14 protein-coding genes are annotated in these 13,557 nt (G+C 46.0%); 7 read left to right on the plus strand and 7 right to left on the minus strand.

What is annotated here, in order from left to right:
* Positions 1 to 41 precede the first annotated feature (41 nt).
* From QUA90_RS14120 to QUA90_RS14130, 3 genes are all read left to right on the plus strand, one after another.
* Positions 42 to 2,174, plus strand: a complete 2,133-nt coding sequence (locus tag QUA90_RS14120; RefSeq protein WP_333446105.1) for a phosphodiester glycosidase family protein — start codon at positions 42 to 44, stop codon at positions 2,172 to 2,174.
* Between the two features lie 567 nt (positions 2,175 to 2,741).
* Complete coding sequence (gene aroF, locus QUA90_RS14125) at positions 2,742 to 3,602, plus strand: 3-deoxy-7-phosphoheptulonate synthase (protein ID WP_333325028.1); 861 nt, start codon at positions 2,742 to 2,744, stop codon at positions 3,600 to 3,602.
* A gap of 173 nt (positions 3,603 to 3,775) precedes the next feature.
* Positions 3,776 to 3,973: a heavy-metal-associated domain-containing protein gene (locus QUA90_RS14130; RefSeq protein ID WP_333081422.1), complete on the plus strand. Its 198-nt coding sequence runs from the start codon at positions 3,776 to 3,778 to the stop codon at positions 3,971 to 3,973.
* A 163-nt stretch (positions 3,974 to 4,136) separates the two neighbouring features.
* Here QUA90_RS14130 and QUA90_RS14135 read toward each other — a convergent pair whose 3' ends face one another.
* Entirely contained in the window at positions 4,137 to 4,544 is a 408-nt protein-coding gene (locus QUA90_RS14135) for a metalloregulator ArsR/SmtB family transcription factor (RefSeq protein WP_333081430.1), read from the minus strand.
* 146 nt (positions 4,545 to 4,690) lie between these two features.
* On the opposite strand from QUA90_RS14135, the gene QUA90_RS14140 reads away from it, so the two are divergent.
* Positions 4,691 to 4,858, plus strand: a complete 168-nt coding sequence (locus QUA90_RS14140) for a metallothionein (protein ID WP_333081421.1) — start codon at positions 4,691 to 4,693, stop codon at positions 4,856 to 4,858.
* Positions 4,859 to 5,147: 289 nt separating this feature from the next.
* Positions 5,148 to 5,408, plus strand: coding sequence for a DUF7219 family protein (locus QUA90_RS14145; protein WP_006631574.1), 261 nt, complete (start codon positions 5,148 to 5,150; stop codon positions 5,406 to 5,408).
* Between the two features lie 116 nt (positions 5,409 to 5,524).
* On the opposite strand, the gene QUA90_RS14150 is transcribed toward QUA90_RS14145, so the two are convergent.
* Positions 5,525 to 6,625 carry a metal ABC transporter solute-binding protein, Zn/Mn family gene (locus QUA90_RS14150; RefSeq protein ID WP_333387537.1) on the minus strand — a complete coding sequence of 367 codons (1,101 nt, stop codon included), beginning with the start codon at positions 6,623 to 6,625 and terminating at the stop codon, positions 5,525 to 5,527.
* A 66-nt stretch (positions 6,626 to 6,691) separates the two neighbouring features.
* Here QUA90_RS14150 and QUA90_RS14155 point away from each other — a divergent pair, with 66 nt between their 5' ends.
* Entirely contained in the window at positions 6,692 to 7,411 is a 720-nt protein-coding gene (locus tag QUA90_RS14155) for a metal ABC transporter ATP-binding protein (RefSeq protein ID WP_333325024.1), read from the plus strand.
* A gap of 128 nt (positions 7,412 to 7,539) precedes the next feature.
* Positions 7,540 to 8,376 carry a metal ABC transporter permease gene (locus QUA90_RS14160; RefSeq protein WP_333446107.1) on the plus strand — a complete coding sequence of 279 codons (837 nt, stop codon included), beginning with the start codon at positions 7,540 to 7,542 and terminating at the stop codon, positions 8,374 to 8,376.
* A 346-nt stretch (positions 8,377 to 8,722) separates the two neighbouring features.
* Here the strand turns inward: QUA90_RS14160 and QUA90_RS14165 are convergent, their stop codons facing one another.
* The 5 genes from QUA90_RS14165 to QUA90_RS14185 all read right to left on the minus strand — a co-directional run bounded on the left by QUA90_RS14165 (position 8,723) and on the right by QUA90_RS14185 (position 13,548).
* The gene (locus QUA90_RS14165; protein WP_333325020.1) at positions 8,723 to 9,403 is read right to left on the minus strand and encodes a CADD family putative folate metabolism protein; all 681 of its coding nucleotides are present in this window, start codon (positions 9,401 to 9,403) and stop codon (positions 8,723 to 8,725) included.
* Positions 9,404 to 9,524: 121 nt separating this feature from the next.
* Positions 9,525 to 10,613 (minus strand): WD40 repeat domain-containing protein, encoded by a 1,089-nt coding sequence (locus tag QUA90_RS14170; RefSeq protein ID WP_333446109.1) that lies wholly within the window; start codon positions 10,611 to 10,613, stop codon positions 9,525 to 9,527.
* Between the two features lie 189 nt (positions 10,614 to 10,802).
* A complete protein-coding gene (locus tag QUA90_RS14175) occupies positions 10,803 to 11,774 on the minus strand; it encodes a GTP-binding protein (protein ID WP_333446111.1) in 972 nt (323 codons plus the stop codon).
* A gap of 182 nt (positions 11,775 to 11,956) precedes the next feature.
* The gene (gene cobW / locus QUA90_RS14180) at positions 11,957 to 12,991 is read right to left on the minus strand and encodes a cobalamin biosynthesis protein CobW (protein WP_333446155.1); all 1,035 of its coding nucleotides are present in this window, start codon (positions 12,989 to 12,991) and stop codon (positions 11,957 to 11,959) included.
* A gap of 146 nt (positions 12,992 to 13,137) precedes the next feature.
* A complete protein-coding gene (locus tag QUA90_RS14185; RefSeq protein ID WP_333446113.1) occupies positions 13,138 to 13,548 on the minus strand; it encodes a DUF1636 domain-containing protein in 411 nt (136 codons plus the stop codon).
* Positions 13,549 to 13,557 lie beyond the last annotated feature (9 nt).

Genomic DNA, 13,557 nt, shown 5'->3' on the forward strand with positions numbered 1-13,557 from the left:
AATCCCCATGCGTTTAAAAGTGAAATTGTGAGTTGTAAGCTGTGAAACGTAATTTTTTCTATTGGCGTCTAATATTGTCAGTCTCGATTTTACCCGGACTGGCGATCGTCCCGTCTTTGCTCTGGAATCAACCCGGAAGAGCACAACAGGGGGAGATGGGTGGGCGGATTGATGCTTCGAGAGCCCGCCAGGGAATGAATTCCCTGGCTGATAGCGAAAGTCGGTTAAAACCGACTGAAATATTGAGCGATAGTTCTTTTGAGAGAACTTCAGCTATGAGAGAGGGAATTCATTCCCTGTCGGAATATAGGCTTTTGGCTCAATCTGTACCGCCATCTTCGATAATTAGACAAGGCCGCCAAGTTTCTCTAAACGGCCGCATTCTCCCCCTAAGTTGGACTCAGCAGCCGGCAAACAGCACTTCTGGGAATTTCCGAACTTGGATTGCTGATGTTGGATTGATGCAAAGTGCGGGAGTGGATTTGCTCAGCAGCGCCGACAGTGCCAAACAACCGGTGCAGTGGTTTTCGGTATCTTTAACCGGCGCTCAAAGCTTAGCAGCGCGGGCAACAGGCCCGTATCGTTACTTAGATGTTACCGATTTTGCTAGACTTGCGGGCTGGGAGATATCTGCTGATGGGAATATTCTAAAAATTACTTCTCAAAGTGCAAGTGTTACCGGAATTCGGCAAGCAGAAATAGAATCGGGCGATCGCATTGTAGTAGATCTCGATCGACCAACTCCTTGGCAAGTTAACTTTGTCAATAAACCAATCCCGTCGCCGACACCCACACCCAACCCCCCGGACGACCCCACAAAGCCCGCTATCCCACTGCCCAACCTCCGCGCAGCGCCAAACCTCGAAACACCAGACGACCCTACCAAACCCGCTCTCCCGCTGCAAATAACGCCCGCAGCGCCGATCGCCGGTCAAGAATGGTCGATCGCGATCGATGCCAAAGTCGATCCGGCGTTACTTCAGGACACTTTTCAAACCAGCAAACAATTGCTATCACTAAAAGTCGAACCTGACGGCGATCGAACCAAAGTCAAAGTGAAGATTCCTTTAGGTTGGCGGCCGCAAGTTTTCAGCCTGGGAAATCCCAATCGATTAGTTATCGACATTCGGCCAGATTCGTTAGTAGAAAAAAACATTGTTTGGGCGCCCGGTGTGCAGTGGCGGCAGCAGTATCAAAATTTAGGAACTGCTCGTTTTCCAGTAGTTTGGTTAGAAGTTAATCCGCGTCAATCCGGTGTGAAAATTAGACCAATTCTCAGCAATCCTCCTGCCGAACAAGGCACTGCACCTTTATTGCAAACAGCAGAAGTTTCGGGTGCGGCGGCTGCAATTAATGCAGGTTTTTTCAATCGAATTAATCGCTTAGCTTTAGGGGCAATTCGGCGTGACAATAAATGGCTTTCCGGGCCGATATTGAACCGGGGGGCGATCGCCTGGAACGATCGGGGAGAATTTGCGATCGATCGTTTAACTTTGCAAGAAATTTTGATCACTCCGGCCAATCAATTTTTGCCTGTTTCTCATCTCAATAGTGCCTACGTACAACCGGGAATCGGTCGCTACAATTCTGATTGGGGAACAACTTATACTCCGTTGTCTGGCAATGAAATAGTTGTGACAGTTGCGGACGATAGAGTTGTCAGCCAATCCCCCGCAGGTGCGGTGGGAATAACAACTTTTCCCATTCCAGCTAACGGTTATATTTTGGCTTTGCGTGCCGATTTGTTCCCTGCATCTGAACTCTCTATCGGCACTTTATTGCGTTTAGAAACTAACACTTTTCCTGCTGATTTTAACCGTTTTCCGTACATTCTCGGCGGCGGGCCGGTGTTGGTACAAAACAGTCAAGTTGTGCTGGATGCTAGGGCGGAAGGGTTTAGCGATGCCTATGTTAGACAGACAGCAATTAGAAGTGCGATCGGGCGAAATGCTGCGGGGAATTTGCTGATTGTAGCGGTGCACAATCGTGCGGGCGGGGCGGGGCCAAATTTCGCAGAACTGGCGCAGATATTGCAGCAAATGGGTGCTGTGGAGGCTTTAAATTTGGATGGGGGAAGTTCGACGAGTTTGTATTTGGGAGGTAGTTTGCTCGATCGACCTCCGTCAACTGCCGCGAGAGTTCATAATGCGATCGGTATTTTCATTCAACCATAAGTAGTTAATTTTCGACAATTTTCGGCGGTTAGAAACCGCTACTACACAAACAAAGTTCACCTACGTGGACTGGTAAATGTGAATGTCCCAACCTGCGGAGGCAGGTTTCGTCTTTGTAGCCGCGGTTTCCAACCGCCGCGGCATTTACAAATCTTTTGCCAAAAATAACTTGACATCCCAGTCTCCCTGTGCTAGCTTGTCGAATAGTATGGTGTTTAATCCACAAATTGCAGCACTTTAGCTATGTTCACAGCCCACAGCAATTTTTATTTTTGGTGCAGCCAAGTTCGCCCGGAGTGAATTGGTAATTCACTGTGAACATCCGGGCGAACCGCAGATTAACACCTGCGGTTTTGTTTTTTCTACTTCTTTCCCCAACAACCAATCGAGCACAAGCGAAAACAGCAATGACATTATTCAGTAACTGGTACTACAGCTTTTATTTTTGGCCCCACAGGAGTTCTGGGTAAATTGTCGTGCTGTCTTTTCGCACCAACCCGGAACTCCTTAAAAGTTCCGGGTTTTTTATTGTCAACCACCCACTTAAATTTCTAGGAAAATACCCTCATGTTAGAAGCAAAACTCGTAACCAAATCTCATCCCGAACACCAAACAATTGTCAAACTCTCAGAAACAGTCTCAGTCGGCGGCACAGAATTATTAATCATCGGTGGCCCCTGTACCGTAGAAAGTTCCGCACAAATGGAAACAGTCGCCCGCCAACTATCCGCCGCATCCGTGCAAGCTTTGCGAGGCGGAGTCTACAAACCCCGCACTTCTCCCTATGCTTTCCAAGGGATGGGAATTGAGGGACTGGAAATTTTAGCTGATGTCAGCCGGCGTTACGGTTTGCCCGTGGTGACAGAGGTAATGTCGATCGCCCAAATCGAGCCAGTTGTCACCTATGCTGATATGCTGCAACTAGGCAGCCGGAATATGCAAAACTTCGAGTTACTAAAGGCGATCGGTCAAGCCGGAAAACCAGTCCTGCTAAAACGCGGCTTATCAGCCACCATCGAAGAATTTGTGATGGCCGCCGAATACATTCTCAGTCACGGAAATCCTCATGTAGTTCTCTGCGAAAGAGGCATCCGCAGCTTCGACAATTACACCCGGAATGTATTAGATTTAGGTGCAGTCGCAGCGCTGAAACAGTTAACTCATTTGCCAGTAATTGTAGACCCTTCTCACGCCGTCGGCAAGCGAGAATTAGTCGCACCACTAGCCAAAGCAGCGGTTGCTTGCGGTGCAGACGGATTAATTATTGAGTGTCACCCGCAACCGGAAAAATCGGTTTCTGACGCGCGGCAAGCTCTTTCTTTGCCCGATATGGTAGATTTAGTTGTTAGTTTGCGCCCTGTAGCCGCCGCCGTTGGCCGCTGCATACCGGAGATTAATGTGCCTTCAGAGGTATTAAGTTGGAAGTGATATTGGTAGGAAATAATCTATAACTTTTAACGTCAAACTCTACAGTCGGTTTTAACCGAATTGAGCTTTGAGGCAGGGGTTTAAGCCCCTGCCGAAATCGGGGAAAGCGCGTGTTTCACGAATTTAGATTAAAATAAAAAATAATACTGTCATCTACGAAAATTTGCTTAATTATGGCAATACTACTTAACGTTCCCTCGATCGTCTGCTCTGGCTGCGCTGATACAATTACCAAAGCCATCAAAACTGTTGACTCCGATGCTACTGTCAATGTGGATGTCGCAGCTAAGACTGTTACAGTTGAAGCTCAAGCTTCTGAAGAGTCAATTTCACAGGCGGTTGTTGCTACGGGCCACACCGTCAAAGATTGATATTGAGTTTGGTGAGGGCGGGTTTACGAGATTAGTGGTCTTAAACCAAAATAATTGGTAAAAGCCGCCCCTACAAAATTTTAAATCGATTAGCAATGCCCACTGCCCAATGCCCAATGCCCAATGCCCAATGCCCACTGCCCAACGCCCAACCCCCAAAAGATTATTCTTCGTCTAAGTGTTCGGCGACTGCTTGGTAAAGTTCAAAAACGTGGCGATCGAGTAAACTATAAAAAACTTGTCTCCCAACCTTGCGGTAACTTACCAACCGCATCGCCCGCAAGGCCCGCAACTGATGCGATACTGCTGACTCGCTCATACTTAACGCCGCAGCCAAGTCACACACGCACAGTTCTTGTTTTGCCAAAACCGACAGCAGCCGCAGGCGATTCGCATCTCCCAAAAGACTGAAAAACTCAGCCATCCGCTGAGCTTTTGCGGTGTTGAGAACTTGTGTTTGGATGTCCCCGGCCCGTACACTGTCAACTAGGTGCGGTCGATCGCACATTGGTGTATCGTTTTCTTGGTGAGGCTGACTTATCGCTCCATTAACAGCAGAGTTGGGTGACATCTTTTCCCGGCTAATTTTAATTCTCATTTTCATTTTAGTGCGATCGGCAAAGCTTTTGTAACAAAACTTTTACACTCCCTTGACTTATATCTGAATATGTGTTCATATATTAGTATAGACAAACAACCCCACCAGGAGAATGTAAAATGACTACTGCCACCCAAACAAAATGTGCCTGTCCTTCATGCTCGTGCGTTGTCAGCCCCAGCGAAGCCATTGAAAAAGACGGCAAAACATACTGTTCCAGTGCTTGCGCTGACGGGCACCCCAACGGCCAAGGCTGCGGCCACACAGGCTGCGAGTGCCACAAATAAATATTCGGCTTCAGAAAAGGTTAATCACCAACTGCCAAATATATCTTAAGGGAGATGCGAAGCGCGCATTTCCCATTTTTTGTGCTTTTAGGTTAAAGAAAAGTTAAAATAAAGCTAACTTAAGGTTAAGACTGCATTAATAGACTAAATACAGAGCGAAAAAGCACAATTGCTACTTACGCAATACAATAGAAGCAAGTTGGCGCCGCGATACAGAGTACAAATAGTGCTATTAACAGCAGAGACCGAACCAAAAGTTGAATACCAAAAGTTTAATTAGGAGGGGGCAATGAAAGAGCGGGAAGATTTTTTACATCCTCGCAATCGCTACTACGGTGATTTCACGCCAGAAAACTTGGCGTTTAATGCCAACTTGCAGGAGTTTGCTCAAAAAATAACTTATATTTGCTCGCTGGAAACAGGGGGGAAAATTAGCGCTGAGAAAGCTTATAAAGATATTAAGATGCTTTGGAAAGACTTAAAATCCTCTAAGAAGCAATTGGGAATTGGTCAAAAACCCCCCAGTACCGAGGAGCAAAATTCACCTTAAAGTCATCTCAGCCAACGCAGCGTTGGCAATCGAAAACCCCTGCGATTGCGAGCGCTGCATTTTGCTGCGTACCAGAAAATGTAAGGTGCTTGGTACTAGGCGAACTTTAGAAAATTCTATGGTTTGGGAGTTGGTGCAGTTTCTCCGGCAAAGGAAGTACAATTACCGCCGAGGCCAGAAATAATCGCGCAAGTATTAGTTTTCAGCATTCCCTGATATGTATCAGCACCGGTGCCCGGGCCGCCCAACTCGTCGCTGTAAAGTTCTTTGTCCCAAATTTTGACATTTGCCTCCCTCGCCACAGTCTCCATCAACTTCGGATTAGTTGTAGTTTCTGCAAAAATTGTCGGCACTCCTGTGGTCTTAATTTCTGAGGACAATTCGGCAATTCTTGCGGCGGTGGGCTGTTCCTCTGTCGTCACACCCTGCAAAGCTCCAGCCATCTCCAAACCGTAAGCATCGGCATAGTAACTCAGAGCATCGTGAGTTGTTACTAACTTGCGTTTTTGGGCTGGAATAGTCGCAATTTGAGCTTTAATCCAAGTATCTATTTTTTGCAACTCATCTGTTAAGCTGGCTGCATTTTTTGTATAAATTTGAGCATTGTTGGGGGAAACTTTGATCAATTCATCGCGAATTGTTTCTACCATACGGATGCCATTTTGAGGGTTATGCCAAACGTGAGGGTCAGGGACTTTTTCGCCTTCTGCATGAGATTGGTTTTCCCCTTTCTCTTCGCCGTGTTCGTGCTCGTCTTTGCCCATCAGCGGTTTGGGAACGGCGAGTTCGTGGACGGCGATTTTGGGCGCGGAATTACTGCTGGATTGAATTAACTTAATGATACTGGGTTCGTGGTTGTAGCCGCCGTATAAAATCAGATTTGCTGTTTCAATCGCTTTGCGGTCTTCCGGCTTGGTTTGATAGGCGTGGGGGTCGTCTCCCGGCTTGATTAGACAGGTGGTGTCGATCGAACTTTGAGCGATTTCTTTAGTTAGGTTGCAGATAACGCCAGTCGTGGCCACGACTTTGGGCAAGTTGGCGGCCTGACTGGCTGGAGTTTGAGTTGCGGCGGGACTCTCTGGCACTCCATTACTTGCGTTCTGTGCTCCACTGCACGCAACCACTCCGCAACCAATTGCCAAAACAGCCGTACCCCACAATCTGCGGGTTTTTCCAGCCAAGTTCTTTAACATTTTCACCTTTGGAACGATAATCATTATTGCTTTTTCGAGTTATCCTATTGTAGTAGCTACGAACAAGAATCGTTCTCAAAATCTCTAATTATGCTAGAAGTGCAAGACTTGGCTGTCAATTATCGCGGAATTGCGGCCCTCAACAGCGTGAATTTCCAGTTAGATCCCGGACAATTAACTGGCGTGTTCGGCCCCAACGGCGCGGGGAAAAGCACGATGGTGAAAGCGATGCTGGGATTGATACCCACCTGTCGCGGTTTGGTCAAATATCAGGGGCGGCTGCTGAAGGAACAGTTGTCGCGGGTGGCTTATGTGCCGCAGCGATCGCAAATTGACTGGGATTATCCGATTACGGTGTGGAATGCGGTGATGATGGCGCGAACCGTTCAGACTGGTTGGTTTCGCACTCCCTCGAAGCAGTCCCAAGAATTGGTCAAAGCTGCTTTGCTGCGGGTAGGAATGTGGGATTTGCGCGATCGGCAAATTGGCGAACTGTCTGGCGGACAGCAGCAGCGGATTTTCTTAGCAAGGTCGATCGCCCAACAAGCCGATTTATTTTTTTTCGACGAACCTTTTAACGCGATCGACAAAGCAACTGAAGAAATTATTTTCAATATTTTTGCAGAGCTCAAAGCCGAAAATAAAACATTGCTAGTAATCAGCCACGATTTAGGCGAAACTTTAAAACAGTACGACAATTTATTATTGCTAAATAAGCAGTTAATTGCAAGTGGTACCTGCCGGGAAGTGCTCACCGCAGCCAATATTCAAAAAGCCTATGGATACGATTTAAGTTTAGTTTCCGCGTAAGCCAAAAAAGATTTATCTTTAAAATTGATAGTGGCACGGGCGTCCCGCCTGTGCAATTGATAGTGGCACGGGCGTCCCGCCTGTGCAATTGAAGGTGGTTGAAAAAATCCTATTATTGACGTAATTCAATGTTAAACCTACTAATTGAGCCGCTAAAATTCGAGTTCATGCGAAATGCGATCGCCGTCGGCGTTTTGCTAGGAATTCTCTGCGCCGTTGTCGGCTCCTACTTAATTGTACAGCAAATGGGAATGATGGTTGACATGATTGCCCATTCAGTATTAGCAGGATTGCCCGTAGCTTTTTCTTTAGGTTTCAATATTTCGATCGGCGCCTTTATATCGGGAATTATCAGCGCCGTGATTATGGCGTGGATTCAATCGCAATCGCGCCTAAAAATTGATGCAGTCATGGCATTAATTTTATCTACATTTTTAGCCATTAGCGTCACCTTGATTAGCTTATTGCGGACAACAAAATTAGACTTAGACGGGTTTCTGTTCGGGAATATCTTGTCAGTTGCGCCTGCGGACGTGCAGCAGACTTTTGTCATTACTTTGATTATTTTGGCGACGGTTAAAATGTTTTATAAAGAACTGCTATTTTATACTTTTGACCCCCTGGGGGCGCAAGCGTGCGGTTTGCCTGTAAACTGGATTTATTTCGGGATGATTTCGGCGATTACGCTGACGATTGTTGCGAGTTTGCAAACTGTGGGAGCGCTGTTAGTAATTTCGTTATTAATCGGGCCGGGAATAACGGCGTATTTGTTGGTAAAAGAGCTACATTTAATGATGGGATTAGGAGCAATTCTTGGGATTACAGCTAGCGTGAGTGGTATGTATCTCAGCTATTATTTTAATATGCCGTCTGGGGCGGCAATTGTATTAGTTATTTTTGGGTTATTTTTAGGGGCTTTATTGTTCAGTCCCAGTCAAGGAATTTTGACAAGAAAGAGAGGATAACTCTCTTGGATGCACACACTCTATTTGTTGTGGGTTTTTTACGCTTACTTACGAAAAATTTTCCCGTAGGAACACGGTAATGCCCATTGGTGTCAACTTAAGATATAACCCATAGTCCAGCAAGGGTTGAAACCCCTGCCTCAAAGCTAAAGTCCTCTTAAGAGGACTGAAGAAAAGAATTTTCAACTCATTAGTCCTCATAGCGAGGACTTTAGCTATTAGACAGGGAATTCATTCCCTGGCGGACTGACGGGCTGACTGGCGGACTTTCGGTTTAAGTTGACACCTATGGGCATTGCTGTTTCCCTACAAGGGCTACATATAGAGATTCTGCGTCCAGTACAGCTTACTTAGCTTGACAATAAGCTTCGTAAACGCCATCAAGCAGTAAGTTGATAGCAAAAGTTGCTTTCTCGGTGGCTAACAGCGCTTCCTGTTTTGCTTCTTCAGTTTGGCAAAGTTCTAACAGCGCTTCGCGGGTAGCTTCCGAGTGGAACTCGTCGGCTTTTTCGTGGACTTTAAAGAAAGACAAAGCAGATTCGGAATCGATGCCGTAAAATTCCTTCAAACCAGCGATTTTGGTTGTAGAAACTTCGGGGATTTGCGCTTCGTAAGCGTAAAGGGCTGCTAAACCTGTGACGGGCGATTCGCTGCGCGCTAAGTCTTTGAGAATGCGAACGGATTCGCTGGTTTTTTCTAAGTGTTCGTGATCGATAACTGCATTTCTGTCTAAACCCAAACCTTCGGCAAAGCGCAGCCACAGTTCAGGGTGATTAGCAGCGCCTCTCTCTTCTTCTATCAGGTTTTCGAGGAGCATTTGACGAATTTTGATGTCGTCACAGGCGGCGTGCGTAGCGCTGACGTAGGTGGGGAAGTTGTGGACTTGCAGATAATATTCTTTGGCGTACTCTTGCAGCATTGCGAGGTCGAGTTTACCTTCGTTCCACATTTGGTAGAACGGGTGTTTCAGCAAGTGGTTTTGGTCGAGAATAGTGTTGAGTTGTTCGAGAAATTGCTGTTGGGTCATAATTGTCGATCGCCTTGGAGGATAGTTCAGCCACTAAAATGGTATTGTAATCTAGCATTTTGTCAAGACCAAGTTTTCAATTTTTATGTTTTGGTCAAACTGGTGCGCCCGTTATGCCAACTTAGCGCCGCCCGAAGCCTTTGCCGCGCATAGACTTTGACCAAACCAGCAATTCGCCACCGCATCCGCCAGCGGCGAGAAACTGGCCTTCGGGATGCCATGCGAGACAGGAAAAACCGCCCTCTGCACCTTCTAGAATTTGCAGCAATTGTTCTGCTTCGTACCACAAACAAACTTGACCGTCTGCCGCTGCGGAAGCTAATAAAAATGTGCTAGGTTGAAAGGCGATCGCATTTACCACATTTTCATGCACCTCTAACGCCCAAGAATCCCAACCGACACTTTCATCAGCGTCTCTTTCCCAGACAGAAATGCCTTGAGAACTCGAAGCAGCTAACAAAGGTGTACCCAAAGAATTAGTTTTATCCGACCAAGCTAAGTCCCGAACTTTCCCCGGAAAACCCTGCATTACCCACGGTTCAAAATTGCCCCATTCATTAACAATTAGAGTATTGTCCATATTGCCACAAGCTAAATATTCTCCTTGTGGCGACCAAGCAATTGCACCGGTTGCAGAGGGTACTGATAAAATTTCCGGGTCTTCGTCCCAGTCTTCGCCATGCCAAACTTTGACGCCTTGATAGCCGCTAACTGCCAGATATTGAACCATCGGATGCCATGCTAAATCGAGGATAGATGATGACTCGAAATTCAGCGTTACTTCAACAACATTATCCTCAACATTCCAGACTTGAACGTAGCGGCCCATACTGAAAGCTAACTGGTTGCAGTTGGGACTCCAAGCTAACTTATCAACCCAGACACGCTGGTTGTCCAAATCAGCAATTAATTCCCCAGAATTAACGCGCCAAATTCGCACTTTTCCATCTTGTCCGCCAGCAGCTAGGAATTGACTGTCGCGGGAAAAAGACAAGCAATCGGCTGATTTACCCGTGGCAGTTTGTAGCCTTTGCAAGGACAATTCATTAACTGCCCCTACTTTCGCCAGCATCACTTCGCCCGCAGCGGAACAGACGGCTAAAGTTTCGCCGTCAGGCGACCAAGTAACAGCAGTTACGTAGTCAGACAGCATTTCTTTAGCGTGAAATTGCAGGGTTAGTTCACTTTTATTTGTCTTTTTGTTACCCATATTTATTGAATCTGAGATGTTGCACTCTTCTTAAGAATGGGGAAGATGCCCGTTCCACAAGAGATGAATTTTATTCCTGTGGAACAGGCAAGATGCCTGTTCCATTCCACAATAAATGAATTTTATTCCTGTGGAACAGGCAAGATGCCTGTTCCTACAAGGCTGATTAAAAATGCTTCCATACGTCAGTTAAACCAGACATTTCCGAAAATCCTCTCGCAATTGATTTTCGTTTAAGTTGCGACCAATGAATACGAGTTCATTTTTCGGAGTTTCTGTAGCGTTCCAAGGTCGATCTGGTCTGCCATCAAATAGCATATGTACTCCTTGAAAAACAAATCGCTTGTTTTCTCCGGCCATATTCAAAATGCCTTTTGTGCGAAAAATATTCGTGCCTTGAGTTCGCAACAATTCCCCGATCCAATCGCTAAATTTGTTGCCATCAATAGCACCGGATTCGACTATTGCTACGGAAGTTACTGTTTCGTCGTGTTCGTGAGTGTGTTCGCCCAAAAAGTCTGGTTCGATTTCTAATGCCCGGTTCAAATCAAATGCTTTAACGCCCAACAAAGCATCCATTGCTAATTCAGCGTTGCGGGTGCGGTGAATTTTTGCCATTGCATTCATTGCACGAATTCGCTTTTCTAATTCTGCCAATTCTTCCTCAGTTACTAAATCTGTTTTGTTTAGTAAAACTACATCTGCGAAGGCAATTTGTTCTTGAGCTTCGTCTGCATCCCAGTGCTGCCAGATGTGCTTGGCATCGACTACCGTGACAACTGCATCTAGCAGTAATGTGTCCCGCATATCTTCGTCTACAAAAAATGTTTGAATTACGGGCGCGGGGTCGGCTAAACCTGTGGTTTCGATAACTATGTGGTCGAATTTGTCGCGCCGCTTCATTAAGTTACCGATAATCCGAATTAAATCACCTCGGACTGTACAGCAAATGCAGCCGTTGTTCATCTCAAAAATTTCTTCGTCGGCATCAATTATCAGTTGGTTGTCGATGCCTACTTCGCCAAATTCGTTGACGATGACTGCAACTTTTTTGCCATGTTCCTGTGTTAAAATGCGGTTCAGTAGCGTAGTTTTGCCTGCACCCAGATAGCCTGTGAGAACAGTAACAGGAACTGATTCGATCGCCCCAGCAGTCACCATACTTGACCTCTATTTTTGTACAATGATAACCATTATCGCTATTTTACACCAGACTTGCTGGCAGTGGTCACAATATTAAATAATGTTAATTAATTGTTCGTGAGAGCTTGGAGGAGCGAGTTTTGCCAATAATATTTGCTGCAATTCAAAATATCCATCAACCCGCCCCTCTCAAATGACAATTAGTTGTTAATCATAGCTGCAATTCGCTCGCGCTCTAACTCTCGACCGATCAACACTAATTTGGTTTGCCGGAGTTCGGAAGGTTGCCAAGGACGATCGTAAAAATATTCTATCCGCGAACCCACACCTTGCAACACCATCCTCATCGGTTTCTTGGGAACCGCCACAAACCCTTTAATCCGATAGATTTCCTCCTGCTGCATCAAGGATTGCAGTTTTTTTACCAAAGCTTCAGGTTCAAATTCGCGATCGGCAATAAAGTAAGTCGAGTTAATATCATCATCATGTTCATGTTCCTCCTCAGTGTCGTGGTGACTGGGGCGAGACTCCAAATCATCCTCAACCGCGGCATTAAATCCCATGAGCACATCAGGGTTAATTTCGCCACCTTTGCAGGGTACAATTTTCACACTCGGACGTAACTCTTGCTGCAACCAGCTTTGGACTTTCTTGTGAGTTTCCGCATCTACGCGATCGACCTTCGTTAAAAGTACCATATCGGCACAGGCTAACTGGTCTTCAAACAATTCCTCGATCGGAGTTTCGTGATCTAAACTATCATCAGCCTGCCGCTGTGCCATCAAAGCATCGATATCACCGACAAAAGAACCGCTAGCAATAGCTTCGCAATCGACAACAGCAACAACACCGTCCACTGTAGCACCCGTCCGAATTTCCGGCCAGCGAAAAGCTTGAATCAAAGGTTTAGGAAGTGCGAGGCCCGAAGTCTCAATTAAGATACAATCTATTTGCTCTCTACGCTTCAACAATTCCTGCATAGTCGGCAAGAATTCCTCTTGAACAGTGCAGCAAAGACAACCATTTGTTAGTTCAACAATATTGCTGCTTACAGTTTCTTCTTCGTCGCAAAGTTGGCAATCGCGCAGCAGTTCTCCGTCAATTCCGATTTCGCCAAATTCGTTAACCAGAACAGCAATGCGGCGACCTTGATTATTTTGCAATAAGTAGCGAATTAAGGTAGTTTTGCCGCTACCGAGAAAACCAGTGATGACAGTAACAGGAATTTTGTGCATTAATTTTTTTGTCAGGTTGAGATGTACTGTAGGGTGCGCATTGCGCACCATTCTTTAGCGGCTAGGGCGCGCATTGCACATCATAAATTAATGGTAATATGGGCAATGCACACCCTACGTTGAAGTATTTGGCGCAATTCCTAGTTCTAATTTACCAGCGGTGGAATCTTTGCTAAAACGCCTTTTTTGAGAGCTTGAGGACGCTCAGACCAAGGCAACAAACCGTCCGGTTTAGCATAGTATTGACCCGCGCATTCGAGTACAGCTTCCGCAGTTTCCGACTCATTTGCTGGTAAATCGCCAAACAGATAAGTGTATTTTCCAACAGCAGCAAAAGACACGGCACAAGAGTGACTGCAAGCACTCATGCACTCAACCTCTTGAATCTCAAATTTATCAGAAAACTCCCAATTTTTAGCGAGTTGCGACAAGTCTTCCATAAATTGTTGACCACCGCTTTTGCCTTCGCGCTTGCCGTTTTTCCAAACACTAGCGCAAGCAGTGCAAACAAATAGACTGTGCTTGGTGCGTACAGCCGTGTTAATTCCATCCATCATCCGTACCTC

The organism is Microcoleus sp. D3_18_C4, assembly GCF_036702355.1.
GTDB lineage: Bacteria > Cyanobacteriota > Cyanobacteriia > Cyanobacteriales > Microcoleaceae > Microcoleus.